The sequence below is a fragment of the Anabaena sp. PCC 7108 genome (assembly GCF_000332135.1).
Taxonomy (GTDB): Bacteria; Cyanobacteriota; Cyanobacteriia; order Cyanobacteriales; family Nostocaceae; genus Anabaena.
On record NZ_KB235896.1, the window covers coordinates 4734613 to 4758277 of the forward strand.

Below are 23665 nucleotides of genomic sequence, written 5' to 3' on the forward strand. Positions count from 1 at the left end.
AGAAGTAGGGTTAATCTAGATTACTAGATGATCATATTCTCTAGTAAATAGAATATTCTTAATTAAGACCTCCGTTAAATTGGGGGTTTTTTGCTATTTTAGAGATTTTTTTATGCAAAAAATGTTAATTTAACTTATGTGAGGGAATACTGTAAATATTAGGGTTATTAGTTATTGGTTATGGCAAAACCTAATTCTCCAGAAGAGACTAAACACAATGAGCAAAAATCATATTGGCCTATATGGTTCCCATATCCTAGTTCATGGTTCAAATCCTTCATTCTAGCTTTATTATTCAGAGTGATTACATTTGTAGTTCAAAATACTGGAAAAATAGGCTTTCAAATTGCTTATTATGATCAAATGCGATATTTTCCCAGCGAATAACTGCTATGTCTGGAATAATTGATCTACCTGCAAATGTACAGAGTAACTCTGGAAAAGCATAAGCAATTTTCCCCGTTTCTGTGGCTTGATTAATGCCATTAATTAATTTACCCTGAAGTCTGGAATGACGAGTTTTTGGCATTGATTTCTGAATAATTTCACCGTTGATATATTCACTAGGTGGTTTAGTTTCTGGTAATTTGAGAAATTCCTCTAATGTTAATGATGCAGGTTTGGTGAAAGTCATAATTATGTGTAATTCCTATAATTTTGCAAATCATTTTCAGAAATTTGATCTGCTGATACAAGTTTATAATGTTTCTCCTGTACAAGTTTTACTTCACCTTCATATATTGTCAGTTCAAACATAGCAATGAGAGCATTATTTATAAACTGTGCTGATATAGAACGACAAATTAAGTTAGGAAATTTTTCAAAACAATAACTAATATCTTGTTTTGTTTGTACCACAGAAATCTGATCACTTCCAGCTTTAGCTTGAACAGGTATGATAAATTGCATACCATTACTATTCACACCTACATAAACTTCATCTATTTCTATCTGTCCGATACCCTTAACATTAGTTCTTAGTTCAAGAAGGCAGGAGGCAGAGGGCAGAGGGCAGAAGGAACCAATTGGAAAGGGATTGTGACCCCTCCCAATCGGAAGCTCCCAAATTTTCGATTTGGGAGGGGCTTCATACCCTTACTCCTTTCAGTCGTGGGCAGAGGAGACATTCCTTCTGCCTCCTGCCTCCTGCCCTCTGCCTTTACCGGTGATTCTGTAAAGAGTATGCTGTTACGCTCAGAAATATATCTATTAAACGATTGTAACGAATTTTAGTTAACAGAGCTTGTTCATCACCTGACATATATTGATTAATAATTTCAGGGGTTGCATCAGGTATTTTAATTGGTATAAAATTTAAATTAGGAATAATTCGATTAATTTTTACAAGTCTAAAACAATAATTACCAGTACCATTTAATTCAATAATCCACTCTAACCCTTCGGGAGAGGTATCTGTGATAACTTTAGGTAGTGGTTTTCTGAATCTAAAAGCATAGAGAATATCTCCTAGATTTTTAGCTGATTGAATACCTAACTCTCTAGCAATGTCAGGAAGTTCATTACGGTTAAATTCAAAATAGTCCAATCCTGTTTGATAATAACGTTGAAAAATTCCGATAATAACAGAGTTATATAAACCTTCTTTCATTATCGTTATTCCTTGGTAATAAAGTGTTCATTCTTACGGATACAATTTGTAATTTTAGTTAATTAAATATTAATTTTTTTCTAGTTCTAGGTTCTATAACATGAGGGTTAACTCCAAAATATTTAGCTGCTTCTGACATATCAAACCTTAGTAAACTGATTTCACCTAAATCTTTAACTCCTTTAGGTTGATAAGATTGTATAGCTAAAACCTTAATAATTTCTGATGCTACTTCTTGTGCTAATAAAGGTGGAACAGAATTACCAATTTGTCTAAAACCATGCCACTTTGTCGGATGAAATCTAAACCAATCAGGATAAGAATGTAAACGCGCAGCTTCCCGTACAGTAATACATCTGGGGATAAAGGGATGTATGGGACGAGGAGAAGTAAATGCACCTTTATTACTAGCTGTTCCGGCTCTTAATGTATTACACAAACCGTCAGGATCAAGTTTATAAAAACGGCTGATTGGTTCATTTTTACCGTGAGGAGTTGATGCAAATCTGGTGATAGATTCAGGACTATGTTTTGTTCTTAAACTGGATGTTAGGATGTTATTATTAAATTTACGTGGATAGGAATAATTATTTTTGGATAAGCAAAGGTTACGTATTTTCATCCCATAATCACTAGGTTTATCAAAATCAGCTAATACCCAATCTTGTTTATATAATTCTGGATAATTTTCTATTTGAGGAAGGTCTTTAATAGCATCCAAAACTGTTGGTGTTGCTGGTAATTCTAATAATTTATGTGATTTATGGTTTGATTTAGCTGGATTGGTAATTTTATCTGGATAATTTGGTAATTTTAAATCTTGACGACAACCGAGTAAAAATAATCTTTCTCGATTTTGAGGAACTCCATAATTAGCAGCATTTAAAACTTGATAATTATGATTGACTGTGTAACCATTATTCTCAAATTTATCAATGATTTCGGCGATAAATTCTTTGTGTTTACCTACAGTCATTCCTTTGACATTTTCTAAGACAAAAAATTTAGGCTTTAATTCTAAAACTAATCTAATAAAATGAAATACTAAAGAGTTTCTAGGATCATCAAAAGATCGTTTTCCGATTAACGAAAAACCTTGACATGGTGGACTACCAAAAACTACATCAATTTCGTGATTACCGATTTCAGAATTATTTCTAATTTCTTCCCCTGTCATGTCTTCGACGCTTTTACATAATACCGTCCAAAAGGGAAAATTAAATTTATGAACTGCACAATGAATTGGGTCTAATTCTACAGCAGCAAGGACATCAAAACCAGCTTGTTCAAAGCCTAGAGTCATACCTCCTGCACCTGCAAATAAATCAACTGCAATTGGTCGTTTTTTAAGCATTTCACTTCTTACCTGTCACCTATTTTTTCATGGACAAAATCTCTTTTGCAGCGCGATCGCATACTCCCACTTCTCCCAAACATCGCCGCATTTCCTGATAATCTGCCAAAGTTTGCTGTCTGCGCTCAGGATTTAATAACAATTCCATCGCTGCTTGCGTAATATTCTCGGCTGTGGCTTGCTCTTGTAATAATTCTGGCACAATTTCCCGCATCACAACTAAATTCACTGGGGAAGCAAAGGGAATGGAACCTTTAAGAACATTACGCGCAATCCAAGCAGTAATGGTATTGAGACGATAAACAACTACTTGCGGTACATTTAACAAAGCTAACTCTAAATTGACAGTTCCAGATTTAGTAATTGCAAAATCAGCCGCTGCAAAAACTTCCTGTTGTTGACCTGATACAACTGTAGCGTTTAACCCATAATCTTGAATGGCTTTCTCAATAGGTTGTCTAAATATTTCCAAAGATAGAGGAATCCAAAAATGGGTTTCTGGTAATTTAGATTGTATATTTTGAGCAGCTTGGAAAATTATTGGTAATAGATATTTTAATTCTTGTTGACGAGAAGCTGGCAAAAGAGCAACAGAAATTTGTTCCGGTTTAATCCCCAAACTTATCCGCGCTGCTTCCCGACTAGGAGTATTTTCCAGCCGATCAATTAATGGATGACCTACCCAATTAACGTTAGCCCCTTTCTCCTGATAATAACGAGCTTCTTCGGGAAAAATTGCCAATAGCTTATCAGTAAAGCTGACAATTCGTTTCGTTCTTTCAAAACTCGTTGACCACACCCATTCTTGCGGTGCAATATAATACACGATAGGCACATCAGAAAAATGCTGCTCCATATAACTACCAATCCCGATATTAGGAGTCATGTAGTCAATCAGCACCACCAAATCAGGTGGATTTTGTTTCAGATAAGCGATCGCTTGGCGTTGCACCTGAACAGTAGGAATAAAGAAAGGTAGAGCCTCAATAATACCCATCGAGCCAATACCGCTAGTATTGCCCAAAATCGTCGCTCCTGCGGCAGCCATCTTCTCCCCACCCAAAGCCACAATTTCCAACTTCAAACCCGCATCTGCAACTTGACGCTGAAGTGCTGCAATTAAAAGCGACCCCTGCAAATCGCCAGAGACCTCACCCGTACTAATAAATATCCGCATTTCAATTTTAGATGTTGTGTTTTTGCTCTCTCTCTTCTTCTTCCTTCGCGCTCTATCCCTACGGGACACTTCGTGAACGCGTCTTTGCGGTTCAATTACTCCATATTCTTCTTCCAGTGATTAGGGAATATATCGAATATTCCCTAAGAGGACGAATGATCAAGACTCATCACTAGTGCTTTTTCTGCCTTTTCCAGGAATCAAACCGCGTCTTCCTGGCATCTTAGAAAGAAGCAAAAACCGACGTAAATGTTCTAATTGTGGCGTATCTCCGATTTGTTCCAACTCTGCCAAAGCATCTTTAAAAAGCAGATTAGAACGGTAGAGAATGCGGAAAGCCTTTTTGAGAATTTGGAAGTCTTGGACGGGCATTCCTGAGCGTTTTAGACCCACCAGATTGAGCGATCGCACCCTCGAAGGATTACCCTCAACCAACATATAAGGAGGTACATCTCGGTCAATGCGTGCCATACCACCAATCATCGACATACCACCGATATGCACAAATTGATGGACACCCAAAACCCCACTTAATCTAGCTCTTGATTCAATGTGGACATGACCAGCTAAAGCCACAGAGTTAGCAATTACCACCGAGTCCTCAATCAAGCAATTATGACCCACATGAACATAAGCCATCAGGAGATTACCATTACCAATTATCGTCGCTTCCCCCCGACCGGTAGCGCGGTTAATAGTCACGTACTCCCGAATAGAATTATTGTCCCCAATTTTTACCCAAGTTGGTTCTCCCACATACTTGAGATCCTGGGGTTCCATACCGATAGCAGCACCAGGAAAAATATGATTTCGCGCCCCAATGTCACAAGGACCCTCTAGCACTGCATGAGCGCCAATCACAGTTTCCGCACCGACTTTGACATTTGCTCCAATCACAGCATAAGCGCCGACTTGCACTGTTGAATGGAGTTCCGAGTTAGGATGTATTACAGCAGTTGGATGAATAAGCGTTTTCAAAGGTGACTCTCCAGAACTGAGTGCTGTGTATTAAATATTCACTAAAAAAAGTGTCGGGCAAATAACGTGTGAGGGGCAAAAATCCAGAAATCAGTAAATACTCTTGTGATTGTTTGTTTTTACTGTTGCGCTTCTTTAGGATTGACTGAGGGCAGTTCACGGCTATGCCCAGACCAGCAAAATCAACCGACAAAATAAAATTTTAGCTAACTAAAGAAAACATCAATTCCCCTTCAGCAGCTAGTTGTCCATCAACTTCGGCTCGGCCTTGCATTTTACCGAAACGACGCTGTTTTACCCATAACAGTTCCACAGTCATCACTAGCTGATCTCCGGGTACTACTTGACGACGAAAACGGACTTTATCAATGCCAGCAAACACAAAAAGTCCTCCTGGACTATCAGCCATTTGCGTCATGACAATTCCGCCTACTTGTGCCATTGCTTCCACAATTAGTACACCAGGCATCAGTGAGCGTCCGGGAAAATGACCTTGAAATTGAGGTTCATTAAAAGTGACATTTTTCACACCCACTGCTAGTTTCCCAGGAACATACTCAGTAATTTTGTCTACCAGTAAAAATGGATAACGGTGAGGTAATAGTTGTTGAATCTCTTCAATTGTGAAATTTGTTTTAATTTCCGATGTGTTGCTATTTTGATTATCTCCTTGATTTGTAGACAAGTCAGTAGAGTTAGCTTGAGTGAGAGTTGACATGGGTAATTTGTAATTCGTAAATTTGTAATTACTAATTTTTAGTTAAATTAGTAACTGTGAATAATCTTGAGTAGATTGGAATTCTAGATTAATTCTAAAATTTTTTGCGCCAGTTGCACGTGTAAATTATGACTAGCTTTGTAAGCCAATAAGTGAGCAACAGGGAATTTTCCCAGCAAGCTCATATCTCCTACTAAATCTAAGATTTTATGACGTACTGGCTCATTTGCAAATCTTAAAGGTGGATTTAGCCAACCTTCAGCCCCACAAACTAGAGCATTATCTAAGTTACCACCTTTTATTAATCCTGACTTTTGAAGATATTCAATTTGATGCAATAACCCAAAGGTACGGGCTGGAGCAATTTCTGTAACAAATGTATTTTCAGGCTTTTGTAAATTATTGGTAGTTAGTGAAAAACTATACCATTGATTACCAATAGCAGATAACTCAAAATCAATCCCATAGCTAAACCGAGTTTCTGGTGCGGGGAGGGCGCAGGTAAAAGCATCACCTTGATAAACCCAAATTGGTTCTTTAATCGTTATGGGTGTTTGTGCATCACTGACTGGCTGTGATACCAAGCCCACAGCGGCAATGCTTTGAGTCCACACTTGAGCCGAACCATCTAAAAGTGGTACTTCTGGACCATCAATTTCAATGCGGGCATTATCTACACCCATAGCCGCCAAAGCTGCCAATAAATGCTCTACAGTGCGGACATAGACCTCACCTTCACCTAACTGAGTTGAAAGCTGAGTCTGACTAACTGCTGCAACTTGGGCGGGAATAATCGGCGAATTTGGCAAATCCACCCGGACAAAATAGCGATCGCTTCCCACCTCAGCTGGTAATATCCGCACATGGGTACTCACACCACTATGCAGCCCCACACCCCTTTGGGTAATTTCTCCTGCTAAAGTGTGCTGGTGCATAGGCGAAAAGCCGATATATTTTCGTTAATGTTGCTCATTTGCTGTTTTTAGTAGAAACCCTGATGACCTTTACGGAAATAGTATTAAGGCAAAGGTGAAAATTGGCAAGTTCTTTTAGTCAAGACGACTGGGGACGCGGGGATTGGGGACGCGGAGATGGGTGGAGACGCGGGGACGCGGAGAGCGGGAGACGCGGGGATTGGGTATTGGTTTTTCTCCAATGACCAATGACCAATGACCAATGACCAATGACCAATGACCAATGACCAATGACCAATGACCAATGACCAATGACCAATGACCAATGACCAATGACCAATGACCAATGACCAATGACCAATGACCAATGACCAATGACCAATGACCAATGACCAATGACCAATGACCAATGACCAATGACCAATTTAAAACCTTTCCCCAATCCCAAAATTGATGCGGCTATCGCCATCATCGCTCATACCATAGTCTATGCGAATTGGTCCCAATGGTGACTGTACACGCACACCTAGACCATAACCGTAGCCAGTACCATTTTTATTTAACACTTCAGCTGCTCTGGTACTAGTTCCCAGGTCACTACCATAATCAAAGAATAGTGCGCCACTAACTACAGAGAAAACAGGGAAACGATACTCAACAGAGGCTTGCACATAACTGCGTCCAGATGCCAATCTGCCTTCATCGTAACCCCGGACAGAATTGCTACCACCTAGAGTAAAGGCTTCGTAGGGAGGTAAGTCACCCAAGACTGTGCCTCCTTGGAGGTTAAATGCCAGGGTTTGTGCGCCTTTACCAAAGCTGAGGAATTTCACAGGTACGTATTGACTGTAATTACCCCGTAGTCTAGTCAGAAAAATGTTGCCTTGTCCTACAGGTACAGACTGGTCAACTCCGAAGCGGAGGTAAGAGCCATTGCTGGGTTGTAAAGGATTATTACGGCGATCGCGTTGTGCGCCCAGTTGCAATAATAGCAAATCGTCTTCCCCTGTTGCCGATTGAGTCAAGGGAATTAATGGGCTGATAATATTACCATTATCATCAAATATAGCCCCTTGTTTTCTGAGATTGCCATCAGCATCACGACCAGAAACCCGCTGATACTGCAAGCCAGCTGAAGCAACCCACTCTGACTTTTCGTAGGGATTAGGAGAAAGGGGACGGGTAAAAGATATACCACCACCTAAACGGGTAATCCGGGGGCGATCTTGCTTATCTTGATTAGTGATATTGTTTGGGTCAAAGGTTTCAATATTGTCATCCTTGCCATCAAAAATCAACGAAATTGAGCGACGACGGAAAACATTCGCTGTGTAAGAAGTCCGGTAAGGATCACCCGCAATCCAAGGATCTGTAAAGCGGAGGTCAAATAGCAGTTCTCTTTCTCCTAACTGGATCTCAGAGCTTAATTTTTGGTTTCTACCTGCCAAATTTTGCTGCTGATAGCTAATAGTCCCAAATAATCCACTCGCAGAACTAATCCCTGCACCAGCCGCAATTGAGCCGCTACTGCGTTCAGCCACATTTAATACTACATCTACCTTACTAGGGTCAGTACCAGGGTCTAGGGAGACGTTGACATCCTCAAACAGTCCCAATCCAAAGACTCGTTGTATGTCTTTTTGAACTATGTTGCGGTTGAATATTTGTCCTGGCTTTAATTGCAATTCCCTTGTAATAATATATTCTTTTGTTCTTCCCCGAATTGGTTGTCCTTTATCGTCTGTTTCCTGACCATCTTTACTGCGGAATCGGACTTTAATGTTCTCTACTACCCCTTCTGCGACTTGTAGGGTAACAACTCCATCTTCTGAGACTTTGGGCGCTCCAATCACGTTAGCCAGTACATAACCTTTATCTTGATACTGCTTGGTTAACTTTTTCACGCCTTCTTGTAAGTCCCGCAAATTCAAGATTTTGCCATACTGATCACGAAAGATTTCATCTACAGTGTTAGCAGGAAGTACGGAAGCCACACCAGTTCCGGGATTAGCTTCTACTTGTACTTTAGTCAAGACTGGGTTAGGAACAACCACAAAACTCACCCGCACTCCCAAAGGTGTATCTTCTGGAATTGCTTGCACGTTGGCGAAAAAGCCAGTGGCAAAGATGGCATTAATATCTTCTTGCAGTTGGGAGCGAGTTGTTGTTTGTCCTGGTTGGGTACGAATGACTTTATAAACTTCGGTTTCTAGTTCTGGTGAGACTGTTCCTGTTTGAGATGTGATTGCTACTTCTGAGACTAATACTCGTGGTTCTGCTGTTTCTGTGGCTTCTGGTGTGGCGGGAAAAACAGGTGCTGCTGTGGGTGGATTAACATTGTCCTGACTGGGATTTGCTTCGGGTTCGGGAACTTGAGCAGTTTTCAGCTTTGTTGTGATGGATACAATTAATTCTGGTTTGTCTGTCGGTGCTAATTTGCGATTTAAAGTCGGTTCGGAAACTTGAGCAGTATTCAGCTTTGTGGGATTAGGGATAATTACTTCTGCTTTCTCTATTGCTTTCTCTATTGGTGCTGAATTGCGATTTAAGGCTGATTCCAGGACTTCGGTAGTATTCAGCTTTGTGGGATTAGGGATAATTACTTCTGCTTTCTCTATTGCTTTGTCTATCGGTGCTGAATTGCGATTTAAGGCTGATTCCAGGACTTCGGCAGTATTCAGCTTTGTGGGATTGGGTATAATTACTTCTGGAATCGCTATCGATGGCGAGTTAGCTGTTAAGGCTGTAACAGTGTTGGGAGACTGATGAGATTGTGTCTCTATCACTACTGCTGTTGGTTTGGGTTGAGATACCTGGTTTGCATCACTCTGAGCAGATTCCTGTTCTATCTGCTGAGTTGTTTCTAACGTAGCAACTTCTGTTGTCTGAACAATATTAGCATTAGCCGTTTGTGCATTTGCTTTCAGGGAACTACCCAAAGGAGCAATAATGGCTATAGCTACGCTTGCCAAGGGCATCGCTGCCAGTAATACAGGAGATAAACGCATTTTACTCATATTCCTCTTCACTACCACACATACCGCTTTGCGGAATTCAAAATTAAAAATTCAAAGATTTTTTGGGGTTGCATAATTGCGGAATGATTTGAGAATCGGCATAAATATATAATCATCGCGTCAGCCTGTCTCCGCGTCCCCGCGTCAGCCTCAATCATCCCCTTATTCACCAACCCCGATTTTTGCTGTCTACGACTTTTAAAACCCTTTGTAAAACCTCCTGGTAGGCATTCTCTACATTCCCCATGTCCTTGCGAAAGCGGTCTTTGTCCATTACCCTGCGGTTAGGATCAGCTTCGGTAATGTCCCACAAACGGCAGGTGTCAGGGCTAATTTCATCTGCCAAGAGTATTTGCTGTTGTGAGTTCAAACCAAATTCAAGTTTAAAGTCTACTAAGGTGATACCGCAGCTTTGCCAAAAACCCTGAAGAAACTGGTTGATTTGCAATGCAAGATGGGTAATGCAGTCAACTTGTTCCGCAGTGGCTAATGCCAATAAGAATAAGCGATCGCGTGTTAATAGAGGATCTCCCAATTTATCGTCTTTGTAATAAAACTCTACCAAAGGCTGTGGCAGAACTGTACCTAGTTGTAATCCTGTTTGCTGACACAGACTACCAGCAGCAATATTTCTAACAACTACTTCCAATGGCACAATTTTTACTGCGTGTATCCGCATTTGATTAGGTGCGGGACTGTCAATGTAGTGAGTTTTGATTCCTTGCAGTTCTAATTGTTGGAACAACTTACTAGAAATAGTGCAATTTATACTTCCTTTCCCCTCAATACTGCCACGTTTTTGGGCGTTAAATGCAGTAGCATCATCTTTGAAATCAGCCAACAAGATTTCAGGTTCGTCTGTGCTGTAGATGATTTTCGCTTTGCCTTCGTATAGCTTGGAATTAAGAGACATTGTGGTAGATCCAGTTCTGGGAATGGTTTTAAGCTTAACCATTTTATCTTTAGTTATTAGCCATTGGCCATGAGTGATAATTTGGCTGTTAATGATTTAGTGTGACTTAGACAAAAAATGCGTAAATCATCTTAAATAAAACATATTTGTCCATAATCGATGTTTTCTAAGTTAATTTTTTGTAATTTTTCGACAGGAAATTTTACAATCACGTAAAAAAAGTATATATTATTGCTTGATTATTTAGTATTTTGGGTGTTAATTTAAGCCTTTAAGCAAATTAAAGCTGTAGTAGACTAACCTCATGTGGGAAATAGCCATCTTTTGTCAGAAAAGATGTATATGTAATAAGCAATTGCTAGTTAATAGCTTGGGCTAGTGAGGCATAAACGTTGGAAAACTTGCTGCTTAGTAACTGATAACTTGATGATTTTGTCAAAGCTGGAATTAACCAATTACTCTATAAACTTAACAAAAGCATCGTTTAATCAATACCTTCTCCAAATTTAAAAAAGCCTTGATTCGTAGGTTGGGTTTTGCTCCGCTCAACCAACCTAAAAAAATGGTGAAGGTATTATTAATGGATTAGCTTTCTTTTGGTCTGACAAAATAGAGATAATATTTGCTAGTTATTCTGCTCTAAACCAAAAATCAGGGGCAGAGTTGAACACATGGAGAAAAAAATGGTGAGTAAAGATGATTTTCTCTATCCTCGTGGTCGCTACTACGGTCACGTCAAGCCAGAAAACTTAGTTTTTAATGCCAATCTACAGGAATTTGCCCAGCGAGTTAGTTACATCTGTAACTTAGAAACAGCCGGAAAAGTCGCGCCAGATGAAGCTTATAAGCAAATCAAAGCCATGTGGAAGGAATTAAAACGCTCGAAAAAACAGCTAAAAATAGGTGAAGAACCTGAACAAAATAACGACTCAGAGCCGGAACAATAAAGTAGGGACAGGGACTCTTAACTGGGGACTGGGGAGAAAAATTTTAGATTTTAGATTTTAGATTGGAGTTCATGAAATACAATCCAAAATCCAAAATCCAAAATCCAAAATTGTATCACCAATCACCAATCACCAATCACCAATCACCAATCACCAATCACCAATCACCAATCACTATTTAGTTATCATTGTCCAGACACCATCCCAAGAATCTGGTGGTTCTATTTGCTGATAATTATAGGCTCGTTCTAGGTGGGTATTCAGGGCTTGGTCTAGGGGTCGGATGCGTTTAGCAGCTTCAAAGTTAGCGATCGCTTGAGAAAAGTCCCGGGAGGAATAAGCAGTGCGTCCAGCATGATAATGGAACAAAAACTCTTCGGTGTTTGCATCTAAGGGATTACAGCGATCACCAATTAATTCATAAATATATACCGCCTGATGTTTACCTTTAACGCGAATTTTATCTAGTTGTCGCACCCAAATGCGATCGCTGCACAAATTATAAGTAAATTCGCTCAAAATAATGTCACAACCATATTCCTTGGTTACACCTTCCAAGCGGGAACTCAAATTCACCCCATCGCCAATCACCGTATAGTCCATCCGTTTGCGAGAACCGATATTCCCGGAAACTACTTCCCCAGAACTAATCCCTATGCCAATATGGATTTGAGGTTGCGCCTGCATAATCCGCCTATGGTTAAATTCTTCCAGTCGGCGACGCATATCTAATGCTGACTGTACTGCTCGCCATGCGTGATTTTCTGTCAGCGGTAAGGGCGCACCATATACAGCCATTAAAGCATCACCAATAAATTTATCTAAAGTTCCTTCATATTGAAAAACTGACTCCACCATTGTTTCAAAATATTGATTCAGCAGCGATACCACCTCAGCTGCTCCCAAGTTTTCCGTCAGAGTTGTGTAACCTCGGATATCGGAGAACAAGATAGTTACTTCTTTGCGCTCACCTACCATTAAGGTATCCTCTCCCAGCGCCATAACTTGCTCGGCTACGTGGGGGGTCAGATAGCGGTACATGGTGCTTTTGAGGCGTTTTTCCCGACTGATGTCTTCCAATACCACCAAACCACCTCTGACTCCACCTTCTGGATTAGTCAGAGGATTGACGGTGAGATTGATGCTGCGTTCTAATTCTTTGACTACATCAGCAGGGAGTAACTCAAATTGGGGAGTCAGGAGTTGATTCCAAGGAATAAAAATATTGGGGTTACTGCGATCGCGTACCGCTAAAATTAACTTATGAGTTTTGAGTTTTGAATTTTGAGTTTCACCATTTTCTAATTGATACAATCCCACTTGCAAACTTTGCTCTGGGACATAATGCCTAGATCCATGTTTTAAACTATCTTCTAGCCGCATTTGCAGATTTTCAATTGGCATAACCTCCCAAACTTTACGACCAAGTAAATTTTGCTTCCACAGCAGTTTATTAGTAATTCTATTAGCTTCCTTTAACGGACAACCAATTAACTCCAGTGCGGCATCATTAATGGTAACAATTTGACCTTGCATATCTGTAGAAATTACAGCATCTGACAAACTCTGGAGAATGTCTTTTTGATATTGTCTTTCTAACAATACATTTTCAAATAAGCGAGCATTTTCTAAAGCAATTCCTGCCTGAATATTAAAAGCCCGCATGAATTCTTCATCAGAAGTAGAAAAACTACCTTGTTGCTTATTAATTAACTGTGTTACTCCAATCAATTCATTAGCTGAATTAAATACCGGTAAACACAAGATATTGCGAGTTAAATACCCAGTCTTATTATCTGTAGTCGGGTCAAAGCGAGGATCTTGGTAAGCATCCGGGATATTCAGCGCTTGACCAGTAGAAGCCACATAGCCAGCAATACCGCGATTAGAAGGGATACGGACTTCAATCAAGTTTTTACCATCAGCGGCAGCCACCTTCGTCCAGAGTTCCCCCATTTCCTTACGATACAAAAACAGCGCACTGCGGTCTGCTTGCATAAGAATCCGGGCTTGTTCCATGACTATTTGCAAAGTCACCTCTAAATCCAAACTTTGCCCTAATGTCTGAGTTGCACGCAACAAAGCTGTTGCACCCCGCTGATTGCGAGCCGCTACATAAAAAGACTGACAACTTTCTAAGATAATGCCAATAGAAGAGGCAAAGTCTCGAAAAGATTCTTCATCATCATGATTAAAAGGATTATCCCCAGCTTTATTTGCTAGTTGTACTACAGCTACAGTTTGCTTTTTACTACTCACCACTGGCATACATAAAAGATTGCGGATTTTATAGCCCATTTGTCTTTCTAATTCTGGGCTAAAAAGAGGGTGAGTAGAGGTTTCAGATATATTCAGATATTGACCTGTAGTCGCCACATGACCAGGAATACCCACATTTAAGGGAGTGCGTATTTCTAGGAATTTTTGGCCATTATCCTGGGGAACTTTTGACCACAGTTGAGCCTTATCATAATCAACTAAAAAAATGGCTGTATGTTCAGCTTGAAGAATTTGGCCAATTTTGAGGGTAATGGCTTCTAGAACTTTTTCCAACATACTTTCTAGAGCTTCATTATTGATGAGATCAATAGCTCTGAGAAATTGCTGAAATTCAGCTGTAATGAAATCAAGTAAGCAAACAAATTCGTTAACAGAGAGGTCTTTGACGCGACTGAGTAGAGTGTGGGTACGATTAACTTGAGTAAGTTCAGTTAATGTTGCCAAAACGCTACCGGCGTTAGGGAGTGTCATGGGTATTCTGGATTTTAGATTTTGGATGTTTTATAAATGATTTCGTGTTGAATTTTTAATGTTGAATTTTTAATTTTTTGAGACTACTTTTTGGTAATAATCTTGTAATTGACGTGTAGCAGCTGCCCATCCCCAGTTTTCTGCTTCTTTGCGGGCATTTTTACGAAGCAGGGTGACTTCTTGTTGATCTTGTAATAAACGCACTGTAGCATTAATAGCCTCTTGAATATCTGCTGTCGGTTCAAAAAGATACCCATTTACCCCATTTGTAACAATATCAGGAATTCCACCTGAACGGGCTGCGACGACTGGACACCCAGCTGCCATTGCTTCTAGTAGAACTAATCCCAGTGTTTCTGTCCGGGAAGGAAAAATAAAGGCATCAGCACTAGCAAAGGCAGAACCTAATTCTTTTCCCATCAGATAACCAACAAAATAAGTATTTGTGCCGGCAAAGCGTTTTTCTAGGGCTTGACGGTGGGGACCATCTCCTACCAAGGCTAACCGCGCACCAGGAATGGCTTCTAAAATTGGTTTAATCCGCTCAATTTCTTTTTCAGCGGAAAGACGACCTACATATAAAAGTAAAGGATGTTCGGGATGATTTTGGGATAGGCGCGATCGCATTTCTAGACTTGCTAAATCAGGATGAAATAATTCTGTATCAACTCCTCTCTGCCACAAATCTACTCTTTCAATTCCATGTCCAGATAGTTCTTCTACCATCACGGTAGAGGTACACAAATTTAACTCTGCTTGATTATGTGCGCTTTTGAGTAATTCCCAAAGTAATCCTTCTAACATTCCTAATCCGTAATGTTGCAGATATTGCGGCAAGTGGGTATGGTAAGAAGCCACTAAAGGAATTTTCAAGACTTTACTGTAAAAAATCCCCGATAATCCCAAAACTGCAGGATTGACAACATGAATAATATCCGGCTGAAACTGTTCTAGTGCATAACCAATAGCTGGTCGAGGTAGTGCTATTTGTAGCTCTGGATACAGAGGTAAGGGAAAGCCAGTAACGCCGTAAACTTTCGCGCCTTTATGTTCAGTGATCCCACCTTCTGGGGCAATTACTAGTACTTGATTTCCATGACGTTGTAAATGGTCAACTGTGTGACGCAGACGCGTCACAATTCCATCAACTTTGGGTAAGAAAGTTTCGGTGAATAGGGCAATTCTCATAAAAAAACTGGAAAGCAGGAGTTTAGGAGCTACTAGAAGTCAGGAGGGGCGAACGGCCGTTCGCCCGTACAGGAGTCAGGAGGGGCGAACGGCCGTTCGCCCGTACAGGAGTAATCAATTCAAAATTCAAAAGTTCTTGCCTTTTGCCTTCTTTGTGTCACCTGTCACCTGTCACCTACTTTCTATGCCAAGAGACTTTTGGCAAAATTTGGTTATTATCAACTCGTTCTTGATACTTGACAGCAAAATTTAACAATGAGTCAAGTAGAGAATCAGAGAGAAAATGCGGTTCTAAGCCCAAATCTAGCAATTTGGTGTTTTTAGCGTTGAAGTAGTGTTCTTCTTTTTCGATTCTGGGGTTATCAATGTTATTGATTTCTACATTTAGCCCCATAGCGTTGCCAGCTTTTTTTACCATCACGGCCAAGTCACCAACGCTGAATAATTCGGTAAATTGGTTAAATACACGGAATTCTCCAGGTTGGGCTGGGTTAGCGATCGCTAATTCAATACATCGGACTGTATCCCGAATATCCAAAAGTCCGCGAGTTTGTCCACCTTTACCGTAGACAGTCAGAGGGTGTCCAATCGCAGCTTGAATACAGAAACGGTTAAGTGCAGTCCCAAATACACCATCGTAATCAAGACGGTTAATTAACAATTCGTCCAACCCAGTTTCTTCGGTAAGAACGCCATAAACTATGCCTTGATTTAAGTCTGTTGCCCGCAATCCCCAAATCCGACAAGCAAAGTGAATATTATGACTATCATGGACTTTGCTTAAGTGATACATGGAACCAGGCTGCTTAGGATAAGGCAGAGTATCTTTGCGGCCGTTGTGTTCAATCGTGATGTAACCTTCTTCGATGTCAATATTGGGTGTCCCATATTCACCCATTGTCCCCAACTTCACCAAATGACAATCTGGGAAATCTTCCCGCATGGCATACAGCAAGTTCAATGTCCCAACTACATTATTTACCTGAGTTAGAACTGCGTGTTCGCGGTCAATCATGGAAAATGGTGCTGAACGCTGTTCACCAAAATGCACTATGGCGTTTGGCTGAAATTGGTGTAAGGATTTGTGCAGAAACTCGTAGTTAGTAATATCGCCAATGAACAGGTCGATAGATTTTCTAGTTAAATCCTGCCAGCGTTGGAGGCGTTGCTGAATGGGTGCAATTGGGGTAAGAGTGTTAACACCCAGTTCGTTATCCCAATGCCGCCTCACCAAACTGTCTAAAATTCCAACTTCATAACCTTGATTAGAAAGGTAAAGTGCAGTTGCCCAACCACAATACCCATCGCCACCAATAACCAGGACTTTCATTTTTACCAGTTTTTACTCGCTGATAGCTAAATCTACCAGGTTTGTGTCCCCTGTAGCTGATTAATTCTGGGAACTCTTCACAGGGAACAGAACAAGATTCTAGGGAGTTATATTTTTTTGGCCAAATGTATAATTCATTTGGCTGAGGCACTTACCTAATCTTATACTGCTGGGCAATGTGGTAAAACAAACGATAGTAATAGCGAAATTCTTGGCTGTTGCTTTTTCCTTGCCAATAATATTTTAATTGACCTTGAGTTATGGTCAATTTCATGGAACTTACTTCTTTACCCACTTCTACAACCAGCAGTCCAGAGACTCCTTGGGCAGTTTGAAAGTTTTCATCTATGGTTTTTACAGTCTTTATGTCTTGGGTAATTGACTCTGGCAATTGATTTCCTGCCCAAGCGCTAATTTCTACATTTTGGTTTTGTGGTGCAACAAATGTAACTCCATCGTTATTGTCTGGGGCTGTTAAAGCAGTCCAATTGCTGGGATAGGGAAACTCAAAACCATAACGAAAATTGTGGTAAGTCTCCCATGTCAGTTTGGAGTTTTGGAAGTTAGTGGCACTACAACCTGAGAACATTATTGCTGTGCCAACACCAGAGACTAGTCCCACAATTACTCGCCTCAAATTATAGGTTTTGACCGCAGCACTAGACATAATTATACCCTTTAGCCAATTTCCGCACAGTGCCATCAAAGAAGAGGCGGAGAGGAAAATTCATCTCCCCTGCACCTTTGCTCTTTTTTGCCCTGGTTTCTCCACTGGAATTATTGTGACATAAATCACTCAGTTTCATGATATTGTGACTAATTGCTAACTACTTTTATTAAGAGATGTAACAAAATAGCCGTCAAAACGTTTTACCATCTTGACAAGGAATCAAGAAGTCGATAAGGTTGGTTACATACCCGGGTAAGACCGTTAATAAGTTATATGCAAACTAAGCAAAAGGTTACTTTATATCTATCCCCAGAACTGCACAGAAGATTGAAGATTCGATCAGCAGTTGATTCTGAGCCAATGTCGGAACTTGCAGAACGCGCTCTTAGTTTCTACCTGACAAATTCAGAATTAGTCGAAGAAATAGAAGCATCTTCCTATGGGCGAACACATAGGGTTTACTCTTGTCCTACTTGTGAAAGTACACTAGTTTTACGTAATGGGGAATTAGTAGCTTTAGGTAATCAATCAGGAATAATTGGTCAAGAGCATCTGTCCATTGATGAAATGGAGCAAGATGAAACCCATCCTAAGGGTGAGGAAGAATTGGTTCCTTGCTAGGTAGGAATGATGAAGAATAAGTTTTTAGGTTGTCTTTATCAACAGCGATGACTGTACTGTCTCTATAAGGTCTCAAGTAGGTCGATTGTATGAAAGAAGAGCTCAATATTTTAATTCAAGCTCAATACCCTCTAATCTACCTTGTGACCTCCGAGGAAGAGCGGGCAGAGCAAGCAATTTCCACGATCGCTCAATTGTTAAAGCCCCAACGCCGGGTATATGTTTGGACTGTAACTCATGGCATCATTGAGTATGGTCAACCTCGGAATACAACGCAACATAATACAGTGTCTCCCGAAGCGGCGATTGATTGGATTATTCGTCAAAAAGAACCAAGTATATTTATTCTTAAAGATTTACATCCGTTTATTGATGCGCCAGCAACAACGAGATCGCTACGGGATGCGATCGCTAGTTTCAAGGGAATGCAAAAGAACATCATTTTGATGTCTCCCATGCAGCAAGTACCCATCGAACTAGAAAAAGAGGTTGTTGTCCTAGACTTCCAACTGCCAGATATGGCTGAGTTGAACAAAGTTTTAACTAACCACCAAGAACAGCATCGTGGCCGAAGACTAACCACCGAGGCGCGAGAAAAACTTCTCAGAGCAGCTTTAGGTCTAACTAAAGACGAATCTGAAAAAGTGTACCGTAAGGCTCAGGTAACTACCGGACGACTAACGGAAGATGAAGTAGATATAGTTCTATCTGAGAAGAAACAACTGATTCGGCGTAATGGCATTCTTGAGTACATCGAAGAAGATGAAACCATTGATGCTATTGGTGGCTTGGATGAATTGAAAAAGTGGCTTAAACAACGCTCTAACGCCTTTACAGAAAGAGCGAGAGAGTATGGTTTGCCTCAACCTAAGGGGATGTTGATTCTCGGTGTTCCCGGTTGTGGTAAGTCACTAATTGCCAAAACTACCTCCCGTTTATGGGGTTTACCAATCTTGCGGTTAGATATGGGGCGGGTATACGACGGCTCAATGGTGGGTCGAAGTGAAGCAAATCTGCGAAACGCCCTGAAAACAGCAGAATCAATTTCCCCTACGATTCTGTTTATCGACGAGTTGGATAAATCTTTTGCGGGTAGTGGTGGTTCTGGCGATTCCGATGGGGGAACATCAAATAGAATTTTCGGTTCTTTCCTCACCTGGATGCAAGAAAAGAAATCTCCAGTTTTCGTAATGGCGACTGCTAACCGCGTGGAACGCCTACCTGGAGAGTTTTTGAGGAAAGGTCGCTTTGATGAAATTTTCTTTGTGGATCTGCCCACACCTGAAGAACGTCAGGATATCTTCAACATTCACCTGACCAAACGCCGCGAAGAAATTGCTAGATTTGATTTGGAACAACTAGCAAAAATGTCTGACGGCTTCTCTGGGGCAGAAATTGAACAAGCGATTGTGGCGGCGATGTATGAAGCTTTCGCCCAAGATCGGGAGTTCACCCAATTAGATATTATTGCTGCATTGAAGTCTACTTTGCCGCTGTCACGAACGATGCAAGAACAGGTCACAGCTTTAAGAGACTGGGCTAGACAGCGTGCTAGACCCGCAGCATCCTCCGTCGCTGAATATCAGCGCATGGAGTTTTAAAAGCTTTCTCCTGCAATGTCAGGGGGGAAAGGTTAGCTACAAAGCTAACAGTTAGGAAAAAAGCCGCTCCCAATTAATGCGGCTTGGCTGAAAAGAAACCGTTGTCGTTTTTCTCATCAATCTTCTCATTGGAGGAAACCCAAATGTCTCACTTTAGCACTCTGCGTACCAAGATCACCGATGCCGAAATTCTTAAGTCTTCTTTGCGCGACTTAGGTATCAGCGTCAAGACAGAAGCTGATGTTCGTGGTTATAACGGTCAGCGTGTACGTTCCGACATCGTTGCTGTATTGGAAGGCGAGTACGATTTAGGTTGGTCTCGCAACAGTGATGGTTCTTTTGACCTTATCGCTGACTTGTGGGGTGTTGCTAAGAAGCACAACCAAACCGAGTTGATCAACTCTATTAACCAAAAATACGCCGTTAACAAGACTTTGACTGAAGTAAAACAGCGCGGTCTGCAAAACGCCAATGTCAAATTGGTATTGCAATAATATTTTCTCTGCGCGTTCCCAAAGCTGAACGGGTTAACCATGTAATAGCGGTTAGCCCGCTTTTTTTGTCTGAATCAGGATTTACAGGATTAAAGGATGTACAGGATTTGATAATAAAATGATGTCTTAATTTATCAACAAAAATGATAAAGTATCATCAATCTCTTTTAACTTAAATTATTTAATCATGGTTCTTAATTATTTCCACAACATTGTAGAAATTTTACCAGCAATTATTGGATTTTCAATTACTGGAATATTTATATTAACATCTGTCTTTTCTGTTAAATTCCCTGAATATAATGAAAATCCTCCGGGAATTTTAATCTCAAGTTTTATTTTTATAGTATCTGGCTTTCTCTTTGAGATTATTTATGATTCTTGGCCTTCAATTCAATGTTGGGCTGAAAATCACCAGAGCATTGCCTTTGTATTTACTATCTCAGGAACTTTGTTTACTGGTTTCTGTACTAATGGATTTTCAAGAAAATTAGCAGATGATAAAGAAAAGCGAGAAATATCTGTTTTATTTAGAAACTCTATTGATTCACAAGTAAAATCATTGAAGATTATTAATCTTTATTTATCATTTGCTTTAACTGAAGAAAATATCAATTGTATGAAAATCTACAAAAATAATCTTCTCACTTCTAAAGCTTATGATACAGCATTGAATAAAATAGGTATTTATGATGAAAAAGATACTGATATAATCTCGAAATATTCAAATGAATTACAACAATGTTTCAACTATATTGAACGTTTCTTAATTGAATTAGATGAACATATTCAATTTAATGAAACTCATAAGAAAACTCATATTAATGAACCTGAGTATCAACCTCAACATGAGAGAACTTTAATAATTGTTAAAATTGCCATTTTGACAACTTCTATTTCTGGTATATTCACAAGCTACTATTTATCAAAACGTTATTTGAATAATAATTTAGGGAAGTTACAGGATGAATTTTTTAATTATTATGAAGAGATACTAGATAAGTTTAAAGAGGAATTACGTTTGAGTGAATTCAATATAATGAATAGAGTTATTTCTAGTGATTTATTTGATAAACTAAAATATATAAGAAATAATTTTATTGAAAGTAGCAATAATTATAATGTATCCTCCCGAAAACCTATATATCTCTGTAGACTTATTATAAAAGAACCAGTTGGCAATTTTGGCGTTGCTGATTTCGGGTATGATTTTGATTTATTAGCGATCGCTCAACTACTACATTATCAATACTTCAGATTATTAGATTTTTATTTTCATACCTTGATTCAGCAACGCCCAAAATTGCCAAAATTGTATATCAACCATACAGATGATATTGTAACATTTGGTGAATCACCAGAAGATGTAAAAAATAACTGTAATAGTATAATTGAAGATTTAAAAAATAAGCATAATTTGGAAACAGAAATTCAATATTCTGATATAATTCCTGAAATCATTTCTCCTTGGAAGTAAGTAATTTATTTAAACCCTAAATCATGGAGAATTTTAGCAAAATATGTTAGCTTTGCTAAAGGCTGATGTACTTGTAAAATATTCCAATAATAGTTACTAAGGTGCGTAATAGGATAAAAAATCATGTGGGAAGCTTTTGGAGTATCTGTATTTGGGAAAGTAATTAATTATATTACTGATGATGTACTTTATGAAGCTGAAAAAGCTGTTACTATTTCAAAATTTGCACAGAAAGCTATAGAAATTTTAGATGCTGTACCTAGCATATCTCATTGTCATGACAGAGATTTTAAATGGTCTAGACCTATATTTGTACTGAAAGATGGTACTGTAGTTAAAATTTGCAAAAACGTTATTGGACTTAACCATATTTTTCTAGCTGATAATCATGGGTATCTAATTTTTGGTGGGTTTGTAAATTGGAGTAATTCAGGTAATCTGAAAAATGCAATAAATCGAATTAAAAATGAATTAACATAAGTGAAATCAACAAAACTTTGGGAAAGTTGATACTAAAGTGATTGCTCACAGCTTTATTTAATCAATAATGAAATGATACTTTATTTATCAACAGAAAATTTATGAAAGTGGAAAATATTAATTGTAATTAGGAGTCCAAAATCATGAACTCTCTTGAATTAAGACAAAAAATTGAACAAAATTTATTAACGATTTCACCAGAAAATTTAAAATTGATTGATGAATTTGTGGAATTCATTAAATATAAACAAGAAACAAGTTCATTAGAAACAACTAACTATAGGCCAGCTACAGGACTTTCAATTTTACGTCATGCTGGTACATGGGTAGGGGACGACTTAGAAGAATGTCTGGAGTTAGTCTCTGAAACCAGAGGTAAAGTGAAAATTAATAATCGTATTAATCCTTTTGAGTGATGTATCTTTTAGACACTATATGGGTATCAATCAGATAATTTATTCCCATTGTTGCGATTCTTCTTCAGGTAGAGGATCAAAAAAGGTGTCACTGAGTTTTCCTGTTAGTATTCCTGGTGTTCTAGGTTGAGGTTTTGTTTGATTTAATCCTACGCGGAAATAGTGGATTAAGTTATAAATTTCTGCTAGTTTTTCTTCTGGAATTTGTTCTAATTCTTTGATAATTTTATGGATGATCATAATTTAATTATTAGGGTGATTTCTGCTTTTTAGTATAGCAGGATTTTTATTGTTAAGTTTGTTGTGATTCAGACAATGATTATGAATGCAAGTCTTCACGCCATGTAAAAATAATTTTCTCCTCAGCTTGCCTAAATTCAATATTGAATTTATCAAATACAACTTCTCTTCCCAATAGCAATTGTTCTCCGCCTGTATTGGTTTGTAACCATGCTACAGGAGCAATAACATTATGTCCATCAATCGTCATTTCTACATTACGTAAAACGTACTCAACTCTGCCACCTATAGTTTCTGCTAATAAAGTTGATTCTGCATCAACTAAAGCATAGCCTAAATCTTGACCTACTTTCAAGGAAATTAAACTCAATTCATCACCAGAATCTACTAACATTGTTGTAGAAAATTCTATATCTCTGTGCTTTAAATTAACACTATAATTTGGTTGCTAATCATGACGAGCAACAGTGCGAAAGCGAATTGGTAAAATTTCTACAGAAGCAGTGCGACGGGGAACTAAATAAATTAAAAACGTCTGTTTTGCTGCATTCGCTAATTCTAAAACTTCGCGTAAGTTTTCGCTATGTGCAATTATGCCATTAGCATTATAAGCAACATATTGATTTTTATATAAATCTAATAACATTTGGCGGTTGTGATTCAACCACTTGAGTATTTCATCGGTTTCGCTTTTAGAGGCTGTTGTGTTCATATTCTTTGCTTTTTTCTATAAAGACAGTTTATATCACTATACTTATTTTGTTATAAAA

Annotated in this window: 24 protein-coding genes and 1 pseudogene; 7 read left to right on the forward strand and 18 right to left on the reverse strand. The window is 39.1% G+C overall.

Translation table 11 applies throughout. The annotated features are described in order from the left end of the window. Positions 1-352: 352 nt before the first annotated feature. From ANA7108_RS0122190 to purC, 11 genes and pseudogenes are all read right to left on the reverse strand, one after another. Positions 353-634 (reverse strand): annotated as a pseudogene (locus tag ANA7108_RS0122190) (Uma2 family endonuclease); the annotation flags it as partial. A 2-nt stretch (positions 635-636) separates the two neighbouring features. Beyond that, on the reverse strand, positions 637-924 hold the full coding sequence (locus ANA7108_RS27805; protein WP_144052413.1) for a hypothetical protein: 288 nt from the start codon (positions 922-924) through the stop codon (positions 637-639). A 235-nt stretch (positions 925-1159) separates the two neighbouring features. Continuing rightward, positions 1160-1609 carry a hypothetical protein gene (locus ANA7108_RS27810; protein WP_052311100.1) on the reverse strand — a complete coding sequence of 150 codons (450 nt, stop codon included), beginning with the start codon at positions 1607-1609 and terminating at the stop codon, positions 1160-1162. A gap of 58 nt (positions 1610-1667) precedes the next feature. Further along, entirely contained in the window at positions 1668-2963 is a 1296-nt protein-coding gene (locus ANA7108_RS0122200; RefSeq protein ID WP_016953031.1) for a DNA cytosine methyltransferase, read from the reverse strand. A gap of 19 nt (positions 2964-2982) precedes the next feature. Further along, on the reverse strand, positions 2983-4140 hold the full coding sequence (gene lpxB, locus ANA7108_RS0122205) for a lipid-A-disaccharide synthase (protein WP_016953032.1): 1158 nt from the start codon (positions 4138-4140) through the stop codon (positions 2983-2985). Between the two features lie 159 nt (positions 4141-4299). Continuing rightward, complete coding sequence (gene lpxA, locus ANA7108_RS0122210) at positions 4300-5118, reverse strand: acyl-ACP--UDP-N-acetylglucosamine O-acyltransferase (protein WP_084776959.1); 819 nt, start codon at positions 5116-5118, stop codon at positions 4300-4302. A 202-nt stretch (positions 5119-5320) separates the two neighbouring features. Further along, positions 5321-5836 (reverse strand): 3-hydroxyacyl-ACP dehydratase FabZ, encoded by a 516-nt coding sequence (fabZ, locus tag ANA7108_RS0122215; protein WP_016953034.1) that lies wholly within the window; start codon positions 5834-5836, stop codon positions 5321-5323. Between the two features lie 83 nt (positions 5837-5919). Continuing rightward, positions 5920-6771 carry a UDP-3-O-acyl-N-acetylglucosamine deacetylase gene (lpxC, locus tag ANA7108_RS0122220; protein WP_016953035.1) on the reverse strand — a complete coding sequence of 284 codons (852 nt, stop codon included), beginning with the start codon at positions 6769-6771 and terminating at the stop codon, positions 5920-5922. Between the two features lie 114 nt (positions 6772-6885). Continuing rightward, positions 6886-7167 carry a hypothetical protein gene (locus ANA7108_RS27815; RefSeq protein WP_016953036.1) on the reverse strand — a complete coding sequence of 94 codons (282 nt, stop codon included), beginning with the start codon at positions 7165-7167 and terminating at the stop codon, positions 6886-6888. A gap of 8 nt (positions 7168-7175) precedes the next feature. After that, entirely contained in the window at positions 7176-9767 is a 2592-nt protein-coding gene (locus ANA7108_RS0122230) for a BamA/TamA family outer membrane protein (RefSeq protein ID WP_016953037.1), read from the reverse strand. 166 nt (positions 9768-9933) lie between these two features. Continuing rightward, positions 9934-10680 carry a phosphoribosylaminoimidazolesuccinocarboxamide synthase gene (gene purC, locus ANA7108_RS0122235; RefSeq protein ID WP_026104387.1) on the reverse strand — a complete coding sequence of 249 codons (747 nt, stop codon included), beginning with the start codon at positions 10678-10680 and terminating at the stop codon, positions 9934-9936. Positions 10681-11351: 671 nt separating this feature from the next. Here purC and ANA7108_RS0122240 point away from each other — a divergent pair. Next, positions 11352-11627: a hypothetical protein gene (locus tag ANA7108_RS0122240; protein ID WP_016953039.1), complete on the forward strand. Its 276-nt coding sequence runs from the start codon at positions 11352-11354 to the stop codon at positions 11625-11627. Between the two features lie 174 nt (positions 11628-11801). Here ANA7108_RS0122240 and ANA7108_RS0122250 read toward each other — a convergent pair whose 3' ends face one another. From ANA7108_RS0122250 to ANA7108_RS0122265, 4 genes are all read right to left on the reverse strand, one after another. After that, positions 11802-14378 (reverse strand): GAF domain-containing protein, encoded by a 2577-nt coding sequence (locus tag ANA7108_RS0122250; protein WP_016953041.1) that lies wholly within the window; start codon positions 14376-14378, stop codon positions 11802-11804. 69 nt (positions 14379-14447) lie between these two features. Then, on the reverse strand, positions 14448-15566 hold the full coding sequence (locus tag ANA7108_RS0122255; protein ID WP_016953042.1) for a glycosyltransferase family 1 protein: 1119 nt from the start codon (positions 15564-15566) through the stop codon (positions 14448-14450). 175 nt (positions 15567-15741) lie between these two features. Continuing rightward, positions 15742-16896 carry an NAD-dependent epimerase/dehydratase family protein gene (locus ANA7108_RS0122260; protein WP_016953043.1) on the reverse strand — a complete coding sequence of 385 codons (1155 nt, stop codon included), beginning with the start codon at positions 16894-16896 and terminating at the stop codon, positions 15742-15744. A gap of 151 nt (positions 16897-17047) precedes the next feature. Further along, complete coding sequence (locus ANA7108_RS0122265) at positions 17048-17563, reverse strand: hypothetical protein (protein WP_016953044.1); 516 nt, start codon at positions 17561-17563, stop codon at positions 17048-17050. A gap of 276 nt (positions 17564-17839) precedes the next feature. Here ANA7108_RS0122265 and ANA7108_RS0122275 point away from each other — a divergent pair, with 276 nt between their 5' ends. The 6 genes from ANA7108_RS0122275 to ANA7108_RS0122305 all read left to right on the forward strand — a co-directional run bounded on the left by ANA7108_RS0122275 (position 17840) and on the right by ANA7108_RS0122305 (position 22655). Further along, complete coding sequence (locus tag ANA7108_RS0122275) at positions 17840-18187, forward strand: hypothetical protein (protein ID WP_016953046.1); 348 nt, start codon at positions 17840-17842, stop codon at positions 18185-18187. Between the two features lie 89 nt (positions 18188-18276). Further along, positions 18277-19788, forward strand: a complete 1512-nt coding sequence (locus ANA7108_RS0122280; protein ID WP_016953047.1) for an AAA family ATPase — start codon at positions 18277-18279, stop codon at positions 19786-19788. Between the two features lie 143 nt (positions 19789-19931). Continuing rightward, positions 19932-20282, forward strand: coding sequence for a DUF1257 domain-containing protein (locus tag ANA7108_RS0122285; protein WP_015215967.1), 351 nt, complete (start codon positions 19932-19934; stop codon positions 20280-20282). A gap of 187 nt (positions 20283-20469) precedes the next feature. Next, the gene (locus ANA7108_RS0122290; RefSeq protein WP_016953048.1) at positions 20470-21759 is read left to right on the forward strand and encodes a hypothetical protein; all 1290 of its coding nucleotides are present in this window, start codon (positions 20470-20472) and stop codon (positions 21757-21759) included. A gap of 123 nt (positions 21760-21882) precedes the next feature. After that, positions 21883-22239 carry a hypothetical protein gene (locus ANA7108_RS0122300; RefSeq protein WP_016953049.1) on the forward strand — a complete coding sequence of 119 codons (357 nt, stop codon included), beginning with the start codon at positions 21883-21885 and terminating at the stop codon, positions 22237-22239. Positions 22240-22382: 143 nt separating this feature from the next. After that, positions 22383-22655: a hypothetical protein gene (locus ANA7108_RS0122305; RefSeq protein WP_016953050.1), complete on the forward strand. Its 273-nt coding sequence runs from the start codon at positions 22383-22385 to the stop codon at positions 22653-22655. Between the two features lie 39 nt (positions 22656-22694). On the opposite strand, the gene ANA7108_RS0122310 is transcribed toward ANA7108_RS0122305, so the two are convergent. The 3 genes from ANA7108_RS0122310 to ANA7108_RS31085 form a co-directional block, all read right to left on the reverse strand. After that, positions 22695-22895 carry a hypothetical protein gene (locus ANA7108_RS0122310; protein ID WP_016953051.1) on the reverse strand — a complete coding sequence of 67 codons (201 nt, stop codon included), beginning with the start codon at positions 22893-22895 and terminating at the stop codon, positions 22695-22697. A 79-nt stretch (positions 22896-22974) separates the two neighbouring features. After that, a complete protein-coding gene (locus ANA7108_RS31080) occupies positions 22975-23289 on the reverse strand; it encodes a retropepsin-like aspartic protease (protein ID WP_016953052.1) in 315 nt (104 codons plus the stop codon). Positions 23290-23343: 54 nt separating this feature from the next. Next, on the reverse strand, positions 23344-23607 hold the full coding sequence (locus tag ANA7108_RS31085; RefSeq protein ID WP_016953053.1) for a DUF5678 domain-containing protein: 264 nt from the start codon (positions 23605-23607) through the stop codon (positions 23344-23346). Positions 23608-23665 lie beyond the last annotated feature (58 nt).